The 23294-nt window shown below is 50.6% G+C and carries 16 protein-coding genes; 8 read left to right on the top strand and 8 right to left on the bottom strand.

All coding sequences use genetic code 11. From position 1 onward, the window contains the following. Positions 1 to 33: 33 nt before the first annotated feature. From NNX04_RS12715 to NNX04_RS12705, 3 genes are read left to right on the top strand one after another with little or no spacing between them, the layout of a single operon-like run. The gene (locus NNX04_RS12715; protein ID WP_261946006.1) at positions 34 to 1293 is read left to right on the top strand and encodes an RNA-binding domain-containing protein; all 1260 of its coding nucleotides are present in this window, start codon (positions 34 to 36) and stop codon (positions 1291 to 1293) included. 60 nt (positions 1294 to 1353) lie between these two features. Then, positions 1354 to 3354, top strand: a complete 2001-nt coding sequence (locus tag NNX04_RS12710; protein ID WP_261946005.1) for a site-specific DNA-methyltransferase — start codon at positions 1354 to 1356, stop codon at positions 3352 to 3354. A gap of 8 nt (positions 3355 to 3362) precedes the next feature. Further along, on the top strand, positions 3363 to 6350 hold the full coding sequence (locus tag NNX04_RS12705; RefSeq protein WP_261946004.1) for a restriction endonuclease: 2988 nt from the start codon (positions 3363 to 3365) through the stop codon (positions 6348 to 6350). A 16-nt stretch (positions 6351 to 6366) separates the two neighbouring features. Here NNX04_RS12705 and NNX04_RS12700 read toward each other — a convergent pair whose 3' ends face one another. The 3 genes from NNX04_RS12700 to NNX04_RS12690 all read right to left on the bottom strand — a co-directional run bounded on the left by NNX04_RS12700 (position 6367) and on the right by NNX04_RS12690 (position 11390). Further along, on the bottom strand, positions 6367 to 7809 hold the full coding sequence (locus NNX04_RS12700; protein WP_261946003.1) for a response regulator: 1443 nt from the start codon (positions 7807 to 7809) through the stop codon (positions 6367 to 6369). Between the two features lie 193 nt (positions 7810 to 8002). Continuing rightward, a complete protein-coding gene (locus NNX04_RS12695; protein ID WP_261946002.1) occupies positions 8003 to 9721 on the bottom strand; it encodes a bifunctional protein-serine/threonine kinase/phosphatase in 1719 nt (572 codons plus the stop codon). Between the two features lie 190 nt (positions 9722 to 9911). Next, positions 9912 to 11390, bottom strand: a complete 1479-nt coding sequence (locus NNX04_RS12690) for an MFS transporter (protein ID WP_261946001.1) — start codon at positions 11388 to 11390, stop codon at positions 9912 to 9914. A 618-nt stretch (positions 11391 to 12008) separates the two neighbouring features. On the opposite strand from NNX04_RS12690, the gene NNX04_RS12685 reads away from it, so the two are divergent. From NNX04_RS12685 to NNX04_RS12675, 3 genes are all read left to right on the top strand, one after another. Further along, the gene (locus NNX04_RS12685) at positions 12009 to 13475 is read left to right on the top strand and encodes an MFS transporter (RefSeq protein WP_007639727.1); all 1467 of its coding nucleotides are present in this window, start codon (positions 12009 to 12011) and stop codon (positions 13473 to 13475) included. Continuing rightward, on the top strand, positions 13475 to 15202 hold the full coding sequence (locus NNX04_RS12680; protein WP_261946000.1) for a bifunctional protein-serine/threonine kinase/phosphatase: 1728 nt from the start codon (positions 13475 to 13477) through the stop codon (positions 15200 to 15202). The genes NNX04_RS12685 and NNX04_RS12680 overlap by 1 nt, the downstream gene beginning before the upstream one ends. Before the next feature lie 279 nt (positions 15203 to 15481). Then, complete coding sequence (locus NNX04_RS12675) at positions 15482 to 16432, top strand: SMP-30/gluconolactonase/LRE family protein (protein WP_261945999.1); 951 nt, start codon at positions 15482 to 15484, stop codon at positions 16430 to 16432. On the opposite strand, the gene NNX04_RS12670 is transcribed toward NNX04_RS12675, so the two are convergent. The 3 genes from NNX04_RS12670 to NNX04_RS12660 are packed head-to-tail and all read right to left on the bottom strand — an operon-like array spanning position 16425 to position 18269. Then, a complete protein-coding gene (locus NNX04_RS12670; RefSeq protein WP_261945998.1) occupies positions 16425 to 16928 on the bottom strand; it encodes a CC0125/CC1285 family lipoprotein in 504 nt (167 codons plus the stop codon). The genes NNX04_RS12675 and NNX04_RS12670 overlap by 8 nt on opposite strands. A gap of 41 nt (positions 16929 to 16969) precedes the next feature. Continuing rightward, the gene (locus NNX04_RS12665) at positions 16970 to 17737 is read right to left on the bottom strand and encodes an anti-sigma factor family protein (RefSeq protein ID WP_261945997.1); all 768 of its coding nucleotides are present in this window, start codon (positions 17735 to 17737) and stop codon (positions 16970 to 16972) included. 10 nt (positions 17738 to 17747) lie between these two features. Next, positions 17748 to 18269 carry an RNA polymerase sigma factor gene (locus tag NNX04_RS12660; RefSeq protein WP_261945996.1) on the bottom strand — a complete coding sequence of 174 codons (522 nt, stop codon included), beginning with the start codon at positions 18267 to 18269 and terminating at the stop codon, positions 17748 to 17750. Positions 18270 to 18458: 189 nt separating this feature from the next. Here NNX04_RS12660 and NNX04_RS12655 point away from each other — a divergent pair, with 189 nt between their 5' ends. Then, positions 18459 to 19871, top strand: coding sequence for a S8 family serine peptidase (locus tag NNX04_RS12655; RefSeq protein ID WP_261945995.1), 1413 nt, complete (start codon positions 18459 to 18461; stop codon positions 19869 to 19871). Here the strand turns inward: NNX04_RS12655 and NNX04_RS12650 are convergent. After that, positions 19868 to 20800: a hypothetical protein gene (locus tag NNX04_RS12650; RefSeq protein WP_261945994.1), complete on the bottom strand. Its 933-nt coding sequence runs from the start codon at positions 20798 to 20800 to the stop codon at positions 19868 to 19870. The genes NNX04_RS12655 and NNX04_RS12650 overlap by 4 nt on opposite strands. Before the next feature lie 54 nt (positions 20801 to 20854). Further along, on the bottom strand, positions 20855 to 21670 hold the full coding sequence (locus NNX04_RS12645) for a hypothetical protein (protein ID WP_261945993.1): 816 nt from the start codon (positions 21668 to 21670) through the stop codon (positions 20855 to 20857). A 299-nt stretch (positions 21671 to 21969) separates the two neighbouring features. Between NNX04_RS12645 and NNX04_RS12640 the strand changes: the two genes are divergently transcribed. Then, a complete protein-coding gene (locus NNX04_RS12640; protein WP_261945992.1) occupies positions 21970 to 23289 on the top strand; it encodes an amino acid deaminase in 1320 nt (439 codons plus the stop codon). Positions 23290 to 23294: the final 5 nt, after the last annotated feature.

Below are 23294 nucleotides of genomic sequence, written 5' to 3'. Positions count from 1 at the left end.
GTTCGAATACAGCAAGTTCTGGCAGGAATATTTATGGATCGTGAAAAGTTAACCCGCGATTTACTTTTTTACATTCGGCTGGGTGAGGATTCCAGTATTGAATTCAAATCCGTGCGTATGGAGGGTAATTCTGTACTTGATCCAAACAAAGATAAAATGGCACATGAGATTGCTGCCTTTGCTAATGGGCAGGGTGGCGCTTTACTGATTGGCGTAGACGATAAAAGCCGCAATGTAGAGGGGCTTCCAGATGACAAGGTTACGAATGTTGAAGAATGGCTGGTAAATATCAGTCAGCAATCCATTCATCCTCCAGTCAATATCCATACCTATTTATTGCAGCTTCCGAATAGTGAAGGTGACTTGAAAACGGTTATTTATGTAGAAGTTCCGCGCAGTATTATGGTTCACAGTAGTGCAGGGCGTTACTACCAGCGTGTGGGTTCAACCAAACAAGAAATGAAGCCCGATGTGCTCGCACGCCTATTTCAGCAGCGTAGCCAATCGCGCCTGATTCGTTTTGATGAAGTAGCCGTGCCGCGTACCAGTCTCACTGATATTGATACAAGCCTTAAGCAGCGATTTTTGAAAGCCGAAACGCCGGAGCGTGATCAACTTTATAAATTACATTTAACCGCTAATGGCGATGATGGCGAGGTTAACCTTTCTGTTACAGGTGTATTGCTATTAACTGCAGATCCCAGCCAATGGTTGCGCAGTGCGTACATTCAGTGTGTGGCTTACCGTGGTAATGAGCGTTACGCCGAACATCAATTAGATGCAGCAGATTACACCGGCCCACTGGATCAGCAAATCAATGGTGCATTTGACTTTGTACGCAAAAATATGCGTATTGAAGCAGTCAAGCGCCCCGGTCGTATCGATATTCCGCAATACCACTTGGGTGCTATTTACGAAGCCATAGTGAATGCTGTGGCTCATCGGGACTATTCCATTACCGGCAGCAAAATTCGTGTGCATATGTTTGCCGATAGAATAGAAATTTTTACACCCGGTGCTTTACCGAATAGTTTAACTATCGACGGTTTAATGGAAAACACCGTCACTCGCAATGAAACGATTGTGAATTTATTAAGCCGCTACTACCAAGCAAACCCTGCTGCAGGTAAGCAAGCATTAATTGAACGGCGTGGCGAAGGTGTACCCACTATTATTGGCGAGAGCCAAAAACTCAGTTTGCAATTGCCTGAGTATCGTATGTCGAGCGATCAAGAATTGTTGCTCACCATTTATGCTGCCAGTAAAGAAAAAAACGGCTTGATTGATCTGTAGTTTGCATTCAGTGCAAAACAATTAAGCCGCAATCCCTTATTTTGAAAAACGGATCTCTTCATGACTGACCTGAATACCCAAATGAGCGGTGAATCGCTCGCTATTGCCGAACAGCGTAAACAAGAATTAAAGCAGCTTTTCCCCGGCGTATTTACCGAAATAAAAAATGATAAAGGTGAAATTGTTGAGGCGATTGATTACGAACGCCTGAAGGCTGAACTGGGTAATTTTTCAGAAATATACGATAACCGCCGTGAGCGCTATGGCATGGACTGGCCGGGCAAACGCGATTGTTTGCGCTTGATTCAAGAGCCAAGCCGCGCCACCTTAAAGCCCTGCCGCGATGAATCAGTCGAATTTGATAAGACTGAAAATCTGTTTATTGAAGGCGATAATTTAGAAGTTCTGAAGCTCCTGCAAAAAGCCTATTACGGCAAAGTCAAAATGATTTACATAGACCCGCCCTATAACACTGGTAAAGAGTTTATTTACCCGGATAACTTTAGCGAGTCGCTGGAAACCTATTTGTCCTATGCAGGTTTAAGCGGTGACGATGGCAAAAAGTTTTCCACCAACAGCGCCAACGAAGGCCGCTTCCATACCAAATGGCTCAATATGATGTTCCCGCGCCTTTATCTTGCTCGCAACTTGCTGCGCGAAGATGGCGTGATCTTTATTTCTATTGATGACAATGAAGTAGAAAATTTGCGCAGGATGTGTGATGAGATTTTTGGTGAGGAGAACTTTTTAGGTAATATTTCTGTGGTAAGCAATCTGAAAGGAAGGAGCGATGACAAGCATTTTGCTAACGCTCACAATTATTTATTGGCCTATTCAAAAAACGATTTTAAAACATATGGCGTTCCTTTGCCCGATGATTATCTTGAGGAATATCCAGAGATAGATGAAGAAGGGCGAAGATATCGTTTGCAGGGTTTAAGAAAAAGAGGAGCAAATGCGAGAAGGGAAGATCGTCCTAATATGTATTATCCTTTTTATGTTAATCCAACTAATAAAAAAATTAGTCTTAACAAGGATTCTGATTTTTCTATAGAAGTTTATCCCCTCCTATCAGATGATTCCGATGGTCGCTGGCGGTGGGGTGCACCAACAGCTTTTGATAGAGTAGATGAATTAATCGCTGGGCAAGTAGGTAGTGAAAAGCGTTGGGATATTTTTCAGGTTGACTTTTCCGATGTTGATGGAGAAGTGAAAAGAATAAAGCCCAAATCTATTTGGCTGGGGCCAGAGTTTTCTAATGAATCTGGAACCAGAGAGGTTAAAGAGGTATTAGGCAAGGGGATATTTGACACTCCTAAGCCAAAGGGTTTAATTAAGTATATCTTGGAACAGTCAGTTAGTGATGACGATATAGTGCTGGATTTTTTCTCTGGCTCTTCATCAACGGCTGACGCTTGTATGGCTTTTCGCATGGACAAGGGTGTACGAATAAAGTACATCCAAGTTCAAATTCCTGAGCGATTGGACGAAAAATCTAATGCCTTTTCTACGGGGTTTGTAAGTGTTGCCGATATTGGTAAAGAACGTATTCGCCGCGCAGGTCAAAAAATTCGCGATGAAATATCCGGCCAATTAGATTTTGAAGGCAAGGGTAATCTTGATCTTGGGTTCAAGGTTCTAAAGTTGGGTCGCTCTAACTTCAAACACTGGCAAGCGCCCGCAAAAGATATTGCTGTTGATGAACTGGCCAAGCAGTTTGAATTGCATATTGACCATATAGACCCCAACGCCAGTCAGGAAGATATTCTGTATGAACTGCTGATAAAAGCCGGTGTTATGCCTACCGAGAAAATCGAACTCATTGAGCTGGCAAACCATGCCGTATTTTCGGTTGGTGAGGGCGGTTGGTTAATTTGTTTGCAAGATACTATCGAGCAAAATTTGATTGATGCCGTATTGGCAAAAGAACCGGTGCAGTTTATTTGTTTGGATCGCGCCTTTCATGGCAATGACCAACTCAAAGCCAATGCCATTGCTACCTTCGCTGATTTTAACCAAGGCCGCGACAAAGCCGATCAAATTGAATTCCGCACGGTATAAGGCTGGTTATGAAATTAAAATTTAATTCCGAGCTGGCCTATCAGCAAGACGCCCTCGACTCCGTGGTTAATTTGTTTAACGGTATGCCCCGTGAAGCAGGCACTTATACCGAACTGGGTATTGCCAATGCATCCAACTTTATGGTGCAGGCGCAAACCAATGGTGCCTTGCTGGAAAATTTACACCAGATCCAAACGCGCAACCACATTGAACTCTCGCCCCAATTAATCGCAACCGATGATGGTTACACCTTTCCCAACTTCTCGGTTGAAATGGAAACGGGCACCGGCAAAACCTACGTTTACTTGCGCAGTATTTTTGAGTTGCATAAACATTACGGCCTGCGGAAATTTATTATTGTCGTGCCCTCGGTTGCGATTCGTGAAGGTGTGCTCGCCTCTATTGAGGCAATGCGCGAACACTTTCGCAGTCTGTATGACAATGTACCCTTTGATCATTATGTGTATAAATCCACTGACCTTTCCAAGGTACGGCAGTTTGCAACCGCCAATACGGTTCAAATATTAATTATCAATATCCAAGCCTTCCAAAAGGATGCTGGCGATATTGAAGACTACGCTCAGCTAACTGATGAGCAACGTAAAAAGCTGAACGTGATTCACCAGGATCAAGATCGCATGTCTGGCCGTCGCCCCATTGAGTTTATTCAAACGGTGCGCCCGGTATTAATTATTGATGAACCGCAAAGTGTGGATAACACGGTAAAAGCCAAGCGCGCCATTAGTAATTTAAAACCCTTGTGCGCTCTGCGTTATTCCGCCACCCATAAAAACCCCTACAACCTGGTGTATGAGTTAGGGCCAATAAAAGCCTACGATGCCAAACTGGTAAAACAAATCGCGGTTTCATCGATTGAGGCGGAACAAAATATCAATCAGGCGTTTTTGCGGTTGGATCAGGTAGGTTACGAGGGCAAAGCAAAAACGCCCAGCGCCAAAGTCACTATTTTTGAAGACACACCCAATGGCACCAAAGAAAAAACCGTAAAGCTAAAACAGGGCACAGATTTAGCAGATAACACCAACCGCAGCGGCTATCAAGGTTATGTGGTTGATGAAATTTATGCAGAACCGGGCGCGGAATATGTTCGCTTTGCCAACAACAAGGTGTTTGAGCCAAAACAAGAACAGGGTGGATTGAGTGAAGATGTGATGAAACTGCAAATCCGCCTAACGGTGGAGGAGCACTTTAAAAAAGAGCGCAACCTGCAAAAAGCCGGAAAAGCGGTTAAGGTGCTCTCGCTATTTTTTATCGACAAGGTCGATAACTACCGCTATTACGACGAACAGGGTAATCCCCACAAAGGTAAGCTCGCGCTCTGGTTTGAAGAAGCCTATCGGCAGATTGCTGCATTACCGCAATTCAGTAGCTTGCCCAAGCGTGATGTAGAAGCCGTTCATGATGGCTATTTTTCTGCCGATAAAAAACGCGGCAAAGTTGTCGGCCTGAAAGACACATCAGGCACTACCAGCGCGGACGATGAAACCTACGCCCTGATTATGAAAGACAAAGAGCGATTGTTGTCTGACGAGGTGCCCTTACGTTTTATATTCAGCCACTCGGCATTACGTGAAGGTTGGGATAACCCCAATATTTTTCAAATATGTTCATTGCGTGAATTTGGTAGTGAACGCGAACGCCGCCAAACATTGGGGCGCGGTTTGCGCTTAGCAGTTGATGCCAACGGTGAGCGAATTTACGATTCCTCAATAAATCGCTTAACCGTAGTGGCGAACGAATCCTTTGAGCATTATGCACGCAACTTGCAAACTGAAATTGAAAAAGATGTGGGTGGTGACTTCAAGTTTGGGCGCGTGAAGCCCATTGCGTTTGCTGGCTTACAAATCGCTGAAGGTGAACCGCTTGGCCAGGAGCAGTCACAAATACTTTGGTCTGCGTTGCAAGCGAAAGGTTATTTGGATTCGCAAGGTGATATCACCCAACAATTTACTCCTGAACAACCGGGCTTTGTATTGGATGTACCAGAAAATTTCTTTCCTATTCGACCCGCCATCACTGATAAATTAAAAAGCTTTTTGTTTAAAGGGCGCGTGGTGAATAACCGTGATCGACAGGCGGTGAAATACAATAAGCGCGTTGAGTTAAATCCGGATTTTCAAGCGCTGTGGGAGAAAATCAAACACAAAACCCGCTATCGGATTCAATTCAGTACGGAGGCATTAATCGCAGAATCCTTGGCACAGATAAACCTCATGCCCAAAATTGCGCCAGTGACCTTGTTGTCATCCCACACCTTGGCTGCTATTACCGAGGCGGGCGTAGTGGCGGAGCGCCAACTGCAGACGCCCAAAGCAAACTATGTGAATTCTCACGATGCCCTGCCAGATATATTGGAATTCTTGCAGCGTGAAACAGGGCTAACGCGCGGAACGCTCGTAGCAATATTGAAGGATTGTGGGCGGTTGGCAGAATTTAAACTTAATCCACAAGCATTTATGACGCAGGTTGCACGTCAAATTCAAAAAGCGCGTAACAAATTATTAACGGAAGACATTAAATACGAAAAGCTGGATGGGCAGTATTACGATGTTAAGCAATTCCAGCATGATGAATTGGAAACCTACCTTGATAATCTCTATAAAGTCACGCGTTTGAACTCGGATGGCGGTGACCTTGGTCGCACACCGGATGACTATATTGTTTTTCAATCCACCATCGAACAGGAAACCGCAAAATTGTTGGATGAGGCAGAGAACGTATTATTTTTCTGCAAGTTGCCCGGTTGGTTCAGGGTGACTACGCCGGTGGGTGACTATAACCCCGATTGGGCAGTAGTTCTGGAGGATGATAAAAAGCTGTATTTAATCCGAGAAACAAAATCAACGCTCGATAACGAAAAACTGCGTGAGATAGAAAAAATGAAATTACGTTGTGGCTTAGCGCACTTCGATGCGCTAGGTGTTGATTATACGGCGGTAGATACTCCTGAAGGTGTGGTAATGGCGAGTATTTAACTCGCCATTTTTTCTTCTAGTTAGTGTCCTCCACTAGCACCAATTCAATGCGATTATTTTTTTGCGCGATAGCATTCCATTCGCCGGCAAAAAAAGTGGGCAGGCGTTCAGGGTAGAGCTCGGTGCCTTCCAGCGCGTGAATATCCAGAGTGAGTGTGCTGTTAATGCTACCGGTTAAATTGCGCAAAATCATTTCGGTTTCGCGTACATAGTCGGCCATCAAACGATCCATGCCGTAGAGTTCACTGGAGAGCAGGCAATTGCTCAGGCTGGTTTCATCGGCAGCGAGTTGATCCATACCGTTTTTGTCCTTGCCGATACAAAAATCCCCCACATAAATAGTAATCACCGCCATGCCTTTAAAGCCGCGGCTGGCGAGGCGATGCAATAATTCATGCAGGCGCAAGACAGTGCTGGTGTCGATGGTGTATTGGCGAAAGGCGAGTGCACCTTGCTGATTAAATGTCCAGGCCAGATCGTCCAAATAATTAATCGAATCGTTTGCTGTTGTTCCGTTTGCCGCCAGTGTGGGAGTGTGATTAACAGCCGCCGTTTGTGCTGTGATGTTTGCTGGTTGAGCTTGTGTTTGTTGACCGGATGTTTGTTGAAAGGGTGCTTGCTGCATAAATTCTTGCAGCTGCTCGGTTAATAAATCTTGCTGCTGAGTGTTTTGTTCAAGTTGCGTTTTGATTTGTAGCAGGAAATACACGCTGGCAATTATCCCCGCGACTAAAAGCAAACCTATACCCCAGCGACTATTACTGGCCGGTGCCGTTGGTTCTGTTGTGTCGGGCGCGGCGGGCGGAATTTGTTGCTGGGTAATATTGCTAAATTCCTGACGCAAGGTTTGCCGCAGCCCCTGCAATTCGCGCGACACGCGCGAGGTAATAAAGCGGCGGTTATCTTCCAGGCTGTGTTCCATATGGCTGAGGCGCAGTTCGATATTGCGCGCCTGTTCCATCGCCGCCTGATTGGGCGCACGGCGCTCCAGTTCCGAACCGCTGACCACGCTCACTTTATTGGCCGCTGCAATTAATTCCGGGCTTTCCACGTCGGTGTTGCTGTGAGTTTGGCTTTTGGGCAGGGGATAAATATGAATGGTCTCCATCACCCGCGATAAATCCGTGGCGTTAATACGATCTTTGCTGACCACATCCAAGGCGCCCAGTGCACGCGCTTGGCCGGTGTACACATCGCCACTTTTGGAGGTGTACATAATCACCGGGATCATCGCGGTTTCGGGGTGGGATTTAATAATTTGCAGCGCGCGAAAACCATCCATGCCCGGCATCAGGTGATCCATAAAAATCACGTCGGGTGAGTGGTGCGCCAGGTAGCGCAGTGCGGCTTCACCCGAGTCGACAATATCGATATCGAGCGGGTAGGCACGGAGCATTTTTTTCAAGCGGTATTGGGCGGTGGTGGAGTCATCCACAATCAGTGCACGTTTACTGGCCATGACAAACATCCCTCTGCGGTGTCGCTAGTATTCTTGGTGGCTATCGTTATTGGTTTTTGGGTGTTATGACGGGTGATCGAGACAGGGCGAGAGCCTAACAGAAATTGGCCGCCGTGCGCGGCCAAATTAGTCACAGCCTGAGTGCCCATGAGGCGAGATAGGGTGTGATGGGATGTAAACGTGGCGCGAGATGTTAGCGCGGGAAGATAAATGCCAGCAGCGCCGCCAACCAGCCGCAAATGGCCAATACTTTCCACACCCGCTCCGGGTGGGTTTCCAGTAGCGGCTGCGAGCGCGGTACCAGCCAATCGGGGTTGGGGCGTTTTAAATCCTGCAGCCATTCCGACAGCGCTTGGTAGCGGTGATTGGGGTTGATACTGAGGGCTTTTTCCAGCGCGCGATCCAGCCAGTAGGGCACCAGCGGATTAAATTTCATCGCCGAAATATATTTCAGTTTCTGGAAACTTTTTAAGTCCATGGCTTTGCTGTAGGTGCTGCCGTAGGGCTGTTTGCCGGTGAGCATTTCGTAGAGCAACACCGCGAGCGAGAACTGATCCGAGGCTTCGCTGGTGCTGCCGCCGTAGCGATATTCCGGCGCGGAATAATCCAGGGTGCCCAGCACCTGGTCGCGTTCAATGGGTGCACCTGCTTCTTGTACGCCAGCGACCCAGCAGGAACCGAAATCCACAATCACCGGGCCTTTGCCGCTAATCACTATGTTGTCCGGTTTTAGATCCTGATGCAGTGTCTCTTTGCGGTGAAAGGCGCGAATGCCGCGAATTAAACTTTCGGTCAGTTCTACCGCGTCGAGAATCGCTAAAACGCCGCGCTCTTTTAATAATTGGGTGAGTGTCGGGCCGGGGATATATTCGGTGAGATAGTACAAACAGGAGCGCGCTTCCGACGCGGGAATGACCCGCACGACACCGGTGCTTTGAATGCGTGCACCAATCCAGGATTCCATCACAAAACGTTCGATATAAGCTTTATCGTCCTGATAGAGTTCGGACGGCGTTTTCATCACCAGTAAATTCTTTTTTTCATCCTCCACCAAATACACCTGGCTTCTTGTTGATTCGTGCAGGATTTTTTTAATCGTCAAACCATCAATACTTTGACCGGGTGAAAACACCGGCGGAAAGGGCAGGCGCGACAATACTTGCACCGCGTCGTTTTGCCCGGCGGTGCCGAGGTTGTCGATGCGCAGCGCTTGAATACTCAGGTTGTCTTCACTCTGGTGTTGCAGCGCAAGTGGTAGTGCCTGATTTACCAGACTGTCCAAATTGTGTTGCTCGGCCAAAATCAGCGCTTTTAATTCGGCGGGCGGAATATGTTCGTGAATACCGTCACTGGATAAAATAAAAATATCGCCGCGCTGCAATTCCAGGCTGTGCATATCCACTTCTAAATAAGGGTCGGCGCCCATGGCGCGGCTTAAATGGGTGGTGTGTTTGTCGATGCGCTGGGTGTGGTCGCGGGTGAGTAATTCCAGATTGTTCTCGCGCAGGCGATAAACGCGGGTATCACCCACATGAAAAATAAAACCGCTATCACCTTTTAAAATCAGCGCGGAAAAAGTGGTTAGATAGCCTTCACCGTAAATCGAATTTTGGCTGCGGCCCCACAGGCTGGAATTTAAACTTTGAATCACGCGCATGGCGGATTGCTGGGTACGCCAGGTGTCGGGTGTGGCGTAGTAGTCGCTGAGAAAACCGGCAATCGCTGTTTGACTCGCTTCGCGCGCGGCCATACTGCTGCTCACACCATCGGCAATCGCAATTGCTATGCCTTTGGTGGTGAGTAAATTGCCCTCGGGAATGCGTGCGCCGACCGTATCCTGATTTTCCGGTTTACGCCCCGCCTCACTTTTTTGCGCGAAGGAAATTTGCAGCACTGATTGCAGGTGATCCATAAAATTTCAGTTCTATAAAAAGAAAAAATTCTCGCAAGAGAATTTTTTGGAAATGACGTGGCACATTTCTGCAGGAGAAGTGCAGCACTATCAGTTGAGACAATCGGAGACATGGATGTCGACGATTAGCCCCCATGGATGGGTTTACGGCGTGTCTCAACTGGTAGTGGTGCACTTCGAGCTATGAGAATTAACTCACTTCAATTTTATGCAGTGAACCATCTTCATTCACTTCAACCACATGACCTTTTGGCTCTTTCAGGAATTGCACAAATACCAGACCTATAGCAGCAGTACCGGCAAGCATCCAGAAGAATGTTTGAATATCGATAAAGGTATTCATGGTCAAAAAGAACAACGCGCCCACGTTGCCATAAGCACCGGCAAGGCCAGCGATTTGGCCGGTCATGCGGCGTTTGATTAAGGGTACAACTGCAAACACGGCACCACAACCGGCCTGCACAAACAGCGAGCAGATAAATACCGCAGAGAATGCCAGGTATAACGGCCAGCTAGCGTTAATTTGCGCAAGCAGCATATAACCACAGGCAACGCCGGCCAGAATTATACTCATGCTGAAACGGCGACCGAATTTATCACTCACCCAACCGCCGCCAGGGCGTGCCACTAAATTCATAAACGCAAAGGAGCCACCGAGCATTGCCGCTTGGGTCACACTCAAACCGGTAAAGGTAGTCATGAAAAACGCGGGCAATACGGATACCACTGCGATCTCTGAACCAAAGGTTGCAAGGTAAGCCCAGCTTAAAATAGCCACTTGTTTAAATTCGTACTTGTCGTGCTCGGCCACGCTGCCTTTTTGCAGCATGTCTTTATTCACGCGATAAATTTGTGAAAACTGAAATACAAACAGGGCAAACAACACCACATACAAAATGTAAGTCGTCGCTGTGCTTAACAAGCCCAAATTGGTGGGGGACATTTTCCACGCGAGTACCGCGAGAATTAAATACATAGGCACGTTCATAATCACGTAGAAGATAAAATCTTTGCGATTACTCACTTCCAAACCGCCGGATTTTTTCGGTTTGAAATAGGTAGAGCCTTTGGGTGTATTGCGCACGCTAGCATAAAAGGCCACACCGTATACCATCGCAATCACCGCCGCAGTGCCCATGGCATAACGCCAACCGTCTTCACCGCCAAATACATGGATCGCCAAATAGGGCAGGGTGAAACCCGCCGCTGCCGCACCAAAGTTACCCCAGCCACCGTAAATCCCTTCCGCCAAACCAACCTGGCGCGCCGGGAACCATTCACTCACCAAGCGAATACCAATCACAAAACCGGCGCCGACAAATCCGAGTAAAAAGCGGAAGAGTGCCAGCTGTTCAAAGGATTGTGCGCAAGCAAAAGCAATTAATAAGGCGCCGGAAAAAATCAGCAAGCCGGAGTAAATCGCACGCGGGCCAAATTTATCCACCAAGCTACCCACCACAATTCGCGCAGGAATGGTGAGTGCTACGTTGAGCGTGAGTAGCGCAGCCCACTGTTGCGGTGTCATCGCAAAGGAGGCGGTGATCAGCGGTTTAAGTGGTGGCAAGCTAAACCACATCACAAAGGTGAGGAAAAAGGCGAACCAGGTGAAGTGCAGGGTCGCAACAGATTTATTGGAAAAATCCAACAGGGGGAAACGGTAAGTGCTCATGGCGTTTTTTCCGGCAGACAATTATTCAAGGTCGGCAGAGGGCCGTGCACCTTAATGAAGCCGGTGATCGCTCTGCATCCTGAAGTGATGAAACTTCTATGAGGGTTTTGCAACGGCTATGCCAAATCATAAATAGTGCACATAAAAAGCGGTTTTTATTGATATGGGTGTATTTGAGGGCACGCTTGAGAATAAATAGTGCGCCAAATAAACGCTCTAAATTGTGTAATTGATTCTGAATGGTGCATTTGCAGGTTTGTAATCTGTTTTGCACCTTTTTTAACAAGGTGCTACCCATCAAGGCACTTGCGGTCATAGGTTGTGCCTGTTGATGAAGCAGAGCGATCGGGTAGTGGTGGGACGTCTTTCGCAAAATCAGGTGTTTCCGCCGGATTTTATTGCTCTATAGCGCTAAAACTGTGCGAAATGGATTTGTGGTTTTGCACCGAAAGCGGATAAAGAGTGGGTGCACAGTGATCAATAATTGTGCCTTTTCGTGCTTTTTAGTTGGATGTTTTAGTCTGGTGCATAAGCTATTTGCAAAAAAATAACACAACACTGTGTTGTGGCTTGGTTATTGCTGTTTGCGCCTCATAAGTAAACCTTGAGGCTTGGGGCATGAGTGAAAATAGTGCAAAAATGAATCTGTTGTCGTTTGCGGGGAAAACCAAAATCCTGCATCTGACCTGGCTGGCTTTTTTTATTACTTTTTTGGTGTGGTTTAACCACGCACCGCTGTTGCTGGCCATTCAAGCCAGTTTTGGGTTGAGCGACCAGCAGGTAAAAACCCTGTTGATCCTCAATGTGGCGCTGACCATTCCGGCGCGGATTGTGATTGGCATGTTGGTGGATTCTTTTGGGCCACGCGCTATTTATTCCCTGTTATTAATCATCACCGGTTTTCTCTGTTTATTTTTTTCGCTGGCCACCAGTTTTGAAATGCTCGCGCTGGCGCGTTTTTTACTCGGGTTTGTCGGCGCCGGTTTTGTGATTGGTATTCGCATGATCAGCGAGTGGTTCCCCGCGCGGCAGATGGGCTTGGCGGAAGGAATTTATAAGGGGCTGGGCAATATAGGTTCGGCGGTGGCAGCGCTTAGTTTGCCCACCATTGCATTGCTGGTGGGAGGCGATGACGGCTGGCGCTATGCCACTGGCATCACCGGATTGATCGCCTTTCTCTATGCGTTTATTTATTATTTTTCCGTGCGCGATACGCCCGCGGGCTCTACTTATTTCAAGCCGAATAAATCCGGTGGTTTGGAAGTCACCAGCAAAAAAGATTTTGTGCTCTATTTGCTGGTGAATATTCCTATGTATGGCGCCATGGCGTTATTGGCCTGGAAAGTAAATAGCCTGGGCTTGATTGCTGCGACCACGCTCTATGCAATCTATGCGCTACTGTTGGCGATTTTTTTACTGCAATGCCGCAAGATCTACAGTTTAAATCTGCACGTTTTTTCCGCCCCGGTCGACAAGCTCCAGCAGTACAAGTTTAAGCAGGTGGCCATTTTGAGCCTCGCCTACGCCGTGACCTTTGGTTCGGAGCTGGCGGTGGTGTCTATGCTGCCGCTATTTTTCCAACATACCTTTGCGGTGCCGGTAGCACTGGCCGGAGTATTTGGTGCTTGTTTTGCAGCGGTGGATATTGGCTCTTGCCCCTCGGGCGGTTGGATCAGCGATAAATTCGGGCGCAAAAAATCCCTGGTGATTTTGTTGATCGGCGCCGCACTGGGCTTTTTTGTTATGTCGATGATTAACAGCGACTGGCCGATTGCGTTAGCGGTCGCCGCGATGATGTGCTGCTCCTTCTTTTTAGGTTCGGCGGCCGGTTGTGTGTTTGCCGTGGTGCCCCTTATTCGCCGCAGCCTTACCGGCCAGATTGCCGGCATAGTGGGAGCCTACGGCAATATTGGTGCTGTGGTGTTCCTCACCATTTTTTCCTTTGTCAGTACCCCGGTATTTTTCCTCACTATCGCGGCCGCTATTGCAATCACTGCACTCGCCGCGATGTTTCTGGAAGAACCGCAGAGCACCATGTTTGAAGTGCTGCCCGATGGCCGGGTGCAATTGGTGGAAATGCATTAATGGACCAGTGGCATCTTGGCAGCAAATTGGCATTTACCCTTGGGCAAGCATCAACCGCAGGCATTAAGGCTCAAAATGAAGATGCCATAGGAATGCGTATTCCCGAGGGCATGCTGCTGGATACCAAGGGCGCGGTGGCGATTATTGCCGATGGGGTGAGTGCCGCCGAAGCTGGTAAAGAGGCGAGTGAAACCTGTGTGCGCAATTTTCTCGCTGATTATTTCTCCACGCCCGATACCTGGACCGTGAAAAAATCCACCACTCAAGTGTTGGTGGCGCTCAATCGCTGGCTCTTTTCCCGTGGCCAACATTTTCGCGACGCGCAAAAAGGTTTTGTCAGCACGCTCAGCTGCATTATTTTTAAATCCCACAGCGCGCATATTTTTCATGTGGGCGACTCGCGCATCTATCGTTTTCGCGCCGGTGTGTTGGAGCAATTGACACGCGACCATCGCACCGTCATTAACGCCGAGCAGTCTTATTTGGTGCGCGCCATGGGGTTGGATGTATCGCTCGATGTGGATTGCAAAACCATCGACCTGGAAGAGAAGGATATTTTTTTATTGAGCACCGATGGCCTGCACGATTTTGTCAGTGATGAACAGCTCTGTCATTTTTTACAGGCGGGCGGTGATGATTACGAACTGCTCAGTCAGCAATTGTTGGCGTTGGCGGCGGCTAATCAGAGCGACGACAACATCAGCTGCCAGTTGCTGCGTATCGATTCCCTGCCCGCACAAAATATTAACGACGCCTGTCAAAAACTCGGTGCTCTGCCATTCCCGCCACATTTAACCTCCGGCATGGAAATCGACGGCTATCGCGTTGAAAAAGAATTGCATGCAAGCAGCCGCAGCCAGGTGTATCTGGTGCGCGACCTGGAATCCAACCAGCTGCTGTGTATGAAAACCCCGTCGATTAATTTTTGCGACGACCCCGCCTATATAGAACGATTTATTTTGGAGGCCTGGATTGGCAGCCGCATTCACAATGCCCATGTGGTGAAAGTGATTGCGCCCAACAAACCTAAAAGCTGTCTCTATTATTTGATGGAATATATTGATGGTGAGACCTTAAATCACTGGATTAAAAAAAATCCGCTGCCATCCGTGCAAACGGTTATCTATATGGTGGAGCAAATTTGCAAAGGGCTGCGCGCTTTTCATCGCCGTGAAACCCTGCACCAGGATTTGCGCCCGGCCAATATCATGGTGGATCGCCACGGCGAAATTAAAATTATTGATTTTGGCTCTTGTTTGGTAAAAGGCATTGCGGAAATCAGCTCGCCTATTGCGCGTGAAAATATTTTGGGCACCGCCGAATATTCTGCGCCGGAAACCATTTTGGCGGGCAAGAGCGATGAAAAATCCGATGTGTTTTCACTGGCGGTAATTGTGTTTGAAATGCTCACCGGCAGCGCGCCCTTTGATGGCAAACTCGCCAACTGCCGGACCGAGCGCGCCTATTTAAATACTCGCTACACCTCCACCTATGAACTCAACCCGCTGGTACCTTTTTGGGTGGACGGTGCGATTCGCAAAGGCCTGCGCTACGATTTGGAGCGGCGCCACGCCGATGTCTCGGAATTTTTGCACGAGCTGCAACACCCCAACCCCAAATATAAACAGCACTACCGCGCGCTGCTGTTGGAAAAAAATCCGCTGCGTTTTTGGCAGGGTTTATCGGCCATTTTGTTTGTTGCGCTCTGTGTCTCCTTTTATTTTTAAATCGCTGGTGAGTTTTAATCCCCCGTTGGCGCATTTGCGCTGGCGGTGATTATTCGCTATAAATCCCCGCTGGTAATTAACACCATAAAAAGTAAAAAACCGATAAGCGCAATGATATGCGCAGTTTTATACCCTACCTACCGCTCTGGCCTTTAGTACACGCAACCCTAATTGCAGCTGTTTTTAATTGCAGCTGTTTTTAATTGCAGCTGTTTTTAATTGCAGCTGTTTTTAATTGCACTTATTCCCAATGGCATTTGTCCCTAGAGTGAGGTCGAGATGTATCGTTTATCTTTCAGCATTTTTCCGCTTCGAATTGCCCCGGCCAGCGTTTTGTTCGTGAGCCTGTTGGCGCCCTGGGCCTGCGCCCAAACTGAAGATTATGTCGGCGATGGTATATTCACCCAAGGCATTGAAGGCCCAGCGGTGGACGCCAAGGGCAATCTCTATGCGGTAAGTTTTGCGCGCGACGCCGATGCAAGCCAAGGCGGCACCATAGGTATTGTTTATAAACCCCAAGTCGATAAACCCCAGAGCGCGCAATTATTCCTCACCCTACCCACCGGCAGCACCGGCAACGGTATTCGTTTTGATCGCGATGGTTTTATGTATGTGGCGGATTACACCGGGCACAATATTTTAAAAATCGACCCGCGCAGCAAAGCAGTTTCGGTGCATGCCCATAGCGATAAGATGAATCAACCCAACGATATTGCTATCGCCAAATCCGGGGTCATTTACGCCAGTGACCCCAAGTGGGCGGACAATACTGGAAACCTGTGGATGATCGCCCGCGACGGTGTGGTCACATTGCTCGAAGACAATATGGGCACCACCAACGGCGTGGAAGTGAGTGCGGATGAACAGCATCTGTACGTCAATGAAAGTGTGCAGCGCAGGGTGTGGAAGTACGACATCGATAAAGCCACCGGCGCCGTAAAAAACAAACGCTTGTTGATTGAATTTCCCGATCACGGTTTGGATGGCATGCGCAGCGATGTGCGCGGCAACCTCTATATCGCCCGTTACGGTGCTGGTGAAGTCACCCTGGTCTCGCCGCATGGCACAGTGCTACAGCGTATAAAACTCAAGGGCGAAAAACCCACTAATGTCGCTTTTGGCGGTGCCGATGGAAAAACCGTGTATGTGACTCTGCAGGAGCGCGGCGCGATAGAAACCTTCCGCAGTGAACATGCCGGGCGCGAGTGGCAGTTGCTGCAGGCTAAATAATGGTTTGGGTGGTTTCGGCGTCGTAGCTGTTTTTCTCCGGGCGCACGCCGCGCCCCATTTGGATTTCCAACAGTACCAGGGTGTAAACCTCCTCATCGAACGGGTCTTCATCCGGCCGCTCATAGCGGGTACTGCGGCAGCCGAGCAGACCACAGTGGTGCTGGGTGATGGCCTCGCGGCGGGCGGGAAACGCGGGTTCATCCTTCAACCGGCGCTGGGTCTTTTTAATTACCACAAACCAGTCGTAACCCTGCTGCAATGTCAGTTCAGCGGCGCGCCGCAGTGCATAGCGCTCGGCGGCCGCGCGCTGTTGGCCGCGCAACTTGAACTGCACGCGGTAGTGGGTTTCGCTCAGCGCCAGTTCCTTGTAGCCGGTGCCATCGCCCTTGGCGGGGTGATAGTGGCGGTGCGGTTGATTTTGTTGGCCCTGTTGATTTTTGGGGTTGACGCAGCCAGTGAGAAATACCAGCAAACACAACGCAATCAGTGTTTTCATTCTTGCCAATCTCCTGTGCTTGGCGAGCGGAGCGCCGGTGGTTATGGATTGCGGCGCCAGTGGTTATTGATCGCTGCCGCTTCGGCCGCTGCATCAAAGGCATCGCCCTGCATCATGTTATCCAGTGCGTTTTCAATCAGCGCATTGTCACTGCCACTGGCGGTTTGGTAATCATCCGCCGATGGCCTGGCCTGGCTGTGCACGCTCAGGGTTAATTGCCATTGGTTATCCCGGCGGCAGGCGATGTTTTCCGCGCTGCTATTGCCTGTGTTTACTTGGAACTGGCGGCAGTAGTTGCCCTCGCCGTTGATAAAACTCAAGCGCGGTTTAATCTCGCTGCCGTCGGCCAGTGCCCGCTGTTCACCACTGCGGGTGCTATCCAGCGCCTCGGCGATGGCGTTCCAGTTGTCGCTGCTACCGGCATTGCCCGGCAATAATTGCGCGGCGCCAAAACCAATCACCAGCGCTACCGATGCAGCCATGGCCGCATGCTGTTGCAAACCCTGCTGGATTCTCCGCCACAGCGGGAAGGCAATGATGTTATTGGCTGGTTGCTCGTCGCTTAACAGGCGGGTGATAGCCTCCGGCATGGGTTGTTCATCAATGCGACGATAATGGCTGGCCACCCGTGTATCCACCATGGCGAGTTCTGCCAGGCGGTTGGCGAGGTTTTCGTTGCGGCTAATCTGCTCGCGCACAGCCTCCATTTCCGCGGCGGGCAGCTCGGCATCCAAAAAGGCGGACAGTTGTTCATCGGACACTTCATAGGGTGGCGCTTGATCGGATGGCGATTGGTTCGAAAGACTCATGGCGGATTCCTCACGCGCCTTCAGCGGCGGGCGGTTGTTCGGGATTTAAAAATCGGCTCAGGGCGATGCGCGCCCGCGCCAGCCGGCTCATTACCGTGCCGGTGGGAATGCTCAGGGTATCGGCCACTTCCTTGTAGGACATGCCCTCCAGTGCCACCAGTGAAATAATTGTGCGCTGGTCGTCGGGCAATTGCTGCATCGCGGCATCTACCTCCGTCAGGGCGATCTGGTCTTCAATCGCTTGTGCGCCATCGGCCACCGGCTCCTCGCTCTCCTCAATGGCGTAGTTAAGGTGCTGGCGAACCTTGCGCGCGCGGTACTCATCAATCCAAATATTACGGCACACGCGAAAGGCCCATTTGGCCAACTCAATATCCTCGGGCACACCACGGCTCAGCAATCGCTCAAGGGTATTTTGCAATAAGTCGTCGGCATCGGCGGCGGAGCCGGTGAGCGAGTAGGCAAAACGCCGTAAGGCGGGCGCGAGTTGGGTTAATTCCTGTTTCATGGCGATACTGGTGTCGGTCTTCATGGGCGCTGATTTCAGGTCTGGATTGAGGGATAGTTTCTGGTGCTCTTATCCAGTAAACGGCCCGCTGTTGGTTTTATTCCCATCCCAGTGATTATTTTTGGAATTTTTATTCCCCGCAAACGTTAACCAGGTAATGAACCCAGCCATTTTTTGTGGTTAATTTACCCTATTACACGCCATGGTGACCCAATGAAACCTTTTTACCGTCGTCATTTACGTCTTGGTTGTTTGCGTATTGCCTGCAGCAGTCTTGTGCTCGCCTGCCTGTGCCAGCCGGTTGCTGCCCAATTGTTGGAGCGCCTGCCGGTGGATACCACACTGGACGGCGTAACGCGGGAGCTGGATGACACAGTTCGCCAGGTGCAGGAATCGGTACAGAAGGATTTACTGGCGGAGTCAGTATTGCGCGACGCCTTGATACAACCGGTCGATGCCGCCCTCGCCAAAACAACCGCACTGGTGCCCGACTTACTAACGGCGGTGCTGCCGATTGTTGATCGCCGTGGTGCCACGGTGTTGGTGGATGTCAAAGTGGAAGATGGCTGGCGCGCCGTGGAGCGCGAATGGCTGTTATTGCTCGACCCAACTGCGTTGGCGGAGCTGGCCAAGCTTGATGTTGAAATCATTGAGCAGACCCAATTTGCCGGGTTGGGGCTGCAACTGGTGCGCTTTCGTGTGCCCGCCGCTCTGGATTCCCGCGCCGCGCTGCGCCAGCGCTTGCCCGCCAGTTTGCATCCGCAGCTGGATCGCAATCATATCTACTCGCCCCAAACTGCTGCCCCCCAGTCCTCGCAACCCGCTTCATCACCCATATCATCCACATTGCCACCTCAGGCTCCAGCCTGTGTTGATGACTTGTCCATCGGCATGATCGATACCGCGATTAATAGCACGCATCCCGCGTTTGCCGGGGTAAAAATCCGGCAGCAGGATTTTATCGGGGCCGATATCGAATCGCCCAAAGCCCACGGCACAGCGGTGGCGGGGCTGTTGGTTGGAACAGGGACAGGAGGCAAAGGCGATGAGCTGCAACCGCTTCTGCCGGGTGCAACACTCTATGCGGCCTCGGTATTTTACCCGCGCAATGATTACACCCAGGGCGCCACCATGATGAATCTGGTGCGTGCCTTGAATTGGCTGATAGAACAAAAAGTGCCGGTGATTAATATGAGCCTGACCGGCCCGGACAACAGCATTCTGGCGCAGGTAATTGAGCGAGTTATTGAATCTGGCAGTCTGGTGGTGGCGGCAGTGGGTAACGAGGGGCCAGCCGCGCCACCCTTGTATCCGGCCGCCTATCAGGGAGTGATTGCAGTGACCGCGGTGGATCAACAACAGCGCCCTTATCGCTGGGCCAATCGGGGGGAACATATCGCCTTTGCCGCGCTGGGGGTGTCGGTGATCACCGCGCGCAGTGCTGGCGGTTATGGCCGTGAGAGTGGAACCTCTATGGCGGCGCCGTTGGTCTCGGCATTGCTTGCTTGCGAGCTGGCAACTACTCCTGCTCAGGCGGTGATGGCGCAATTAATCAAGCGTGCGCAGGATTTGGGCGTACCGGGCCGCGACCCGATTTTTGGTCACGGCCAATTGCAGCGCCCTTAAAAACTGGCTTTTAACGTGAGTGAGGCGCGGGTTTCAGTGTAATCCGCCGCGCGCAGGTTGGATTGATAATCGCCGCGCTCCACTTTACTCACCAGCGCCAACCAATCATGGGTATTGATCTGCCATTCCAGATTTACCACCTGCCGGGTATCGTCGCGCTTGGCTTCCAACGCCGGGGTGATGGTCGAATAATCGCGCTGCTCATAGCGCCAGCCCAGTTGCAACTTGGTCTTTTTGCCCCAGGCGGGGAACTGGTGATTAATGCTGGTTTTTACGCTGGTGGCGGTCAAATCAAACGGATCGCTTCTGGCATTCTCCCGCTCGTGATTCAAGCCAAACGCCACAAAGGTGGTGCCTTGGTTAAAAAACACAAACACATCGCCCGCCATACCCAGGTTGTGCGCATTGCGCTCGGCACTGGTGGGAAAATCCTTGTCCTGATAATTCACCGCCCCGCGCACAAAGGTGCGCTGATTGAACAGGCGCGACAGGTAAACACTGTGCTGGCGCAGGGTTAAAAAATCGGTGCCGTCCAGCGCGGCGTCGGCCTGGTGATAGCTCAGGCCCAGCTTGAACAGCGGCAGTTCATAACTGGCATCGGCAAACAATTGCTGGATGCCCAGGTCAAACGCGCTCATGTCTTGATAGGTTTTGCTGTTGTAGCTGGCACCGGCTTTAAATATCGCCTTGGGTGTCGCCTGCCACTGGGCATTTACGCGCGCATTGGCCAGCAGTGCCCAGTCGCCAGCGCTGGAGTATTGGTCAAGCTCAACTACCGCCAAATTGGAATCGTATTCGGCGCCGCTTTCCAGCTCCACATCCAGCTTATTGGCCCCGTGGGCGGCAATGCTACAGAGGGCGATGACTAAAGGGCTGATAACCCAACGGCCAAGGCTAATAATCAGTTGTTTATTACTGCGTGGGTTCATGATGGTTGCTCCGCAAAAGGCAAAAAAAATCGGCGCCGGAGCGCCGATCTCTTATTACAAACCGAGGTTCAAGCTGTCAGTTAAGGCCGCGCTGATATTGTTATTCACGGTGCTATCCACAGTGTCCTGAATGCTCGCAGCGATGCTGTTGTTGATGGCGCCTTCTACCGCTGTGTTTACCGAACTGCCAATGGCTTGCTCGACTGAGCCGCTGACGGACTGTTGAACCGAGCCAGTTACCAATTGTTCTACAGAACCACTTATCGCCCCATCTACCAAGCCGTTCACTGAGCCAGTGACCGAGCCATTTACCAGGCTATCTAACGTGCTATCTACCGAACCGCTAACCAGCTGTTCTGCCGAACCTTGCAGGTTGCTATCGGCAACCAACGGCTGGGTTGAGTTCAACTGTTGGCTAATCGCGCCGTTGGCGGCGGTGCTGGTGGCATTCACAGTGGCGGAGAGATTGGCCGAGAGGTTTTCCTGTGCCGCCGCCCCGCGCTCCAACAATTGGTTTGCCTGTTGGCTGATGGGGGTGAGCACTGCCTGTGCATCCACTGCTGCATTGCCGGTCGCTGCTGCAGAAATTGCGCCGGCGGTTTCTGTTCCGGCATTGGCTTGGTCGGTGTTGTTTTGCTCTGCTTCTGCGCCGCTGTCAGTTGCGTCGCTGTTGGCATTAGTGCTGGTCGCTGCGCTGGCATTTTGTTGCAACCCAAAAGCGGCACTCAATGTGCCTTCCTGGGCAGAGAGGCGAGCATCCGCTGCAGTCTGGGTGTTGGCGCTTGTATCTACGGCCAATGACGCGTCTTGTGCCCAGCAAACGCTGGAGGCCAGGGTGCAAGCAGCAATCAATAAAGTGTGTTTGTTCATGGTGATGTCCTCATTCGTTTCAGGGTTTGAAAGCGGGTTGCGCTGCAGCCCGTTTTCGTCGACTTGCAACCTGTTAACGCGGGGGGAGTTATTTTTATTCCCGAACCTGGAAAAAATATTTGATGCGGGAAGTAAACGAGGGGAGGGAGGGGGCTAAACAAGGAGGGCTGGCGGACAAAACCCTGAAAGAAGTTTTCAGGCAAAAACGTCTTTTTGTAAATAATTTTCTTAACATGGCGCATTTTTGCTGGTAGCCTTGTAAAAACGCTCGATTTTTCTGCTATTGGCAAAAAAATAATATGACTAAAGAAAATAATTTACAGTCAAACCTGAAAATCAGACCGCTTAGCCCTGTGGGCAAGGGTTTAGGTATTGCGGCTGGGGATTCGCTGACACAGCCTTTGGTGGGCGAGATTGCCGCGCAGGGTTGGAACCTGCTGCGCGAGGATGTAAGCCTGCCAGTCGCGGTGCTGAGTGAAAGCCGCTTGCAACACAATCTGCAGTGGATGAAAGACTTTATCGCCAGCTACGGGTTGAAACTCGCGCCCCACGGCAAAACCACCATGAGCCCCGCGCTGTTCCAGCGCCAGTTGGATAATGGCGCCTGGGGTATCACCCTCGCCACCGCGCCCCAAGTTCAGGCGGCTTACCACTTCGGTGTACGCCGGGTCATTCTGGCGAATCAATTGGTGGGCCGCGCCAACATGGCGATTATCAGCCGCCTGCTGCAAGACCCGGATTTTGAGTGTTATGTCATTGTGGACTCAGCTGCCAATGTTGAGCAGTTGGGGCAGTTTTTCCGTGAATCAGGCCAGTGTTTACCCCTGTTATTAGAGTTGGGGGTGGATGGCGGCCGCACTGGTGTGCGCGACGCTGAAAGCCGCGCCGCCGTACTGGAGGCTATCAACCGTTTCCCGACTTCTCTCGCCCTGCGCGGTATAGAAGTCTATGAAGGGGTGCTTAAAACCGAGGCGGAGATCCGTGATTTCCTGCGCCTTGCGCTCCGTGAACTCATGGCATTGGAAGCCCATGGCCAGTTAGCGGCAGGGGCGGCAATACTGACTGGCGCTGGCTCCGCCTGGTTTGACCTGGTGGCGGAGGAATGGGCCGGTGCCTCGTTGGGCAATGCCCGCGTGCTGGATATCATCCTGCGCCCCGGTTGTTACCTCACCCATGATGTCGGCATTTACAAAGCCTCCGAAGCTCGTATCCAAGCTTGCAACCCCATCGCCCGGGCTATGCACAGCAGCTTGCTGCCCGCGCTACAACTCTGGGCTTATGTGCAATCCATTCCCGAACCCGGTCTGGTGATTCTCGGGCTGGGTAAACGCGATGCGGCGTTTGATGCCGGTCTGCCCATTCCCGCTTTGCACTTTCGTCCTCACAACAAAGGTCGCCCCGGTGATGAAAAACCCGCGCCTGCTCCAGCGGACTGGCAGCTGACCAAAATGATGGATCAACACGCCTTTATGCAGGTGTCTGCCGGTGCTGATTTGCAGGTGGGCGATATGCTCGCGCTGGATATTTCCCACCCCTGCCTGACCTTTGATAAGTGGCGCCAGCTATTGGTGGTTGACGATAACTACACGGTGATCGATGCCGTGGAAACGTTTTTTTAAGGCGC

The sequence above is a fragment of the Cellvibrio sp. QJXJ genome (assembly GCF_024452345.1).
GTDB lineage: Bacteria > Pseudomonadota > Gammaproteobacteria > Pseudomonadales > Cellvibrionaceae > Cellvibrio.
The sequence above is the reverse complement of the archived record's forward strand: the minus strand, read 5'-3'. Positions and strand labels throughout refer to the sequence as shown.

Coding starts and splice junctions, on each gene's coding strand:
- NNX04_RS12705 (WP_261946004.1), top strand. CDS start 3,363: ATGAAATTAAAATTTAATTCCGAGCTGGCCTATCAGCAAGACGCCCTC.
- NNX04_RS12685 (WP_007639727.1), top strand. CDS start 12,009: ATGAGTGAAAATAGTGCAAAAATGAATCTGTTGTCGTTTGCGGGGAAA.
- NNX04_RS12715 (WP_261946006.1), top strand. CDS start 34: ATGGATCGTGAAAAGTTAACCCGCGATTTACTTTTTTACATTCGGCTG.
- NNX04_RS12675 (WP_261945999.1), top strand. CDS start 15,482: ATGTATCGTTTATCTTTCAGCATTTTTCCGCTTCGAATTGCCCCGGCC.
- NNX04_RS12670 (WP_261945998.1), bottom strand. CDS start 16,928: ATGAAAACACTGATTGCGTTGTGTTTGCTGGTATTTCTCACTGGCTGC.
- NNX04_RS12690 (WP_261946001.1), bottom strand. CDS start 11,390: ATGAGCACTTACCGTTTCCCCCTGTTGGATTTTTCCAATAAATCTGTT.
- NNX04_RS12655 (WP_261945995.1), top strand. CDS start 18,459: ATGAAACCTTTTTACCGTCGTCATTTACGTCTTGGTTGTTTGCGTATT.
- NNX04_RS12645 (WP_261945993.1), bottom strand. CDS start 21,670: ATGAACAAACACACTTTATTGATTGCTGCTTGCACCCTGGCCTCCAGC.
- NNX04_RS12710 (WP_261946005.1), top strand. CDS start 1,354: ATGACTGACCTGAATACCCAAATGAGCGGTGAATCGCTCGCTATTGCC.
- NNX04_RS12665 (WP_261945997.1), bottom strand. CDS start 17,737: ATGAGTCTTTCGAACCAATCGCCATCCGATCAAGCGCCACCCTATGAA.
- NNX04_RS12660 (WP_261945996.1), bottom strand. CDS start 18,269: ATGAAGACCGACACCAGTATCGCCATGAAACAGGAATTAACCCAACTC.
- NNX04_RS12700 (WP_261946003.1), bottom strand. CDS start 7,809: ATGGCCAGTAAACGTGCACTGATTGTGGATGACTCCACCACCGCCCAA.
- NNX04_RS12695 (WP_261946002.1), bottom strand. CDS start 9,721: ATGGATCACCTGCAATCAGTGCTGCAAATTTCCTTCGCGCAAAAAAGT.
- NNX04_RS12640 (WP_261945992.1), top strand. CDS start 21,970: ATGACTAAAGAAAATAATTTACAGTCAAACCTGAAAATCAGACCGCTT.
- NNX04_RS12650 (WP_261945994.1), bottom strand. CDS start 20,800: ATGAACCCACGCAGTAATAAACAACTGATTATTAGCCTTGGCCGTTGG.
- NNX04_RS12680 (WP_261946000.1), top strand. CDS start 13,475: ATGGACCAGTGGCATCTTGGCAGCAAATTGGCATTTACCCTTGGGCAA.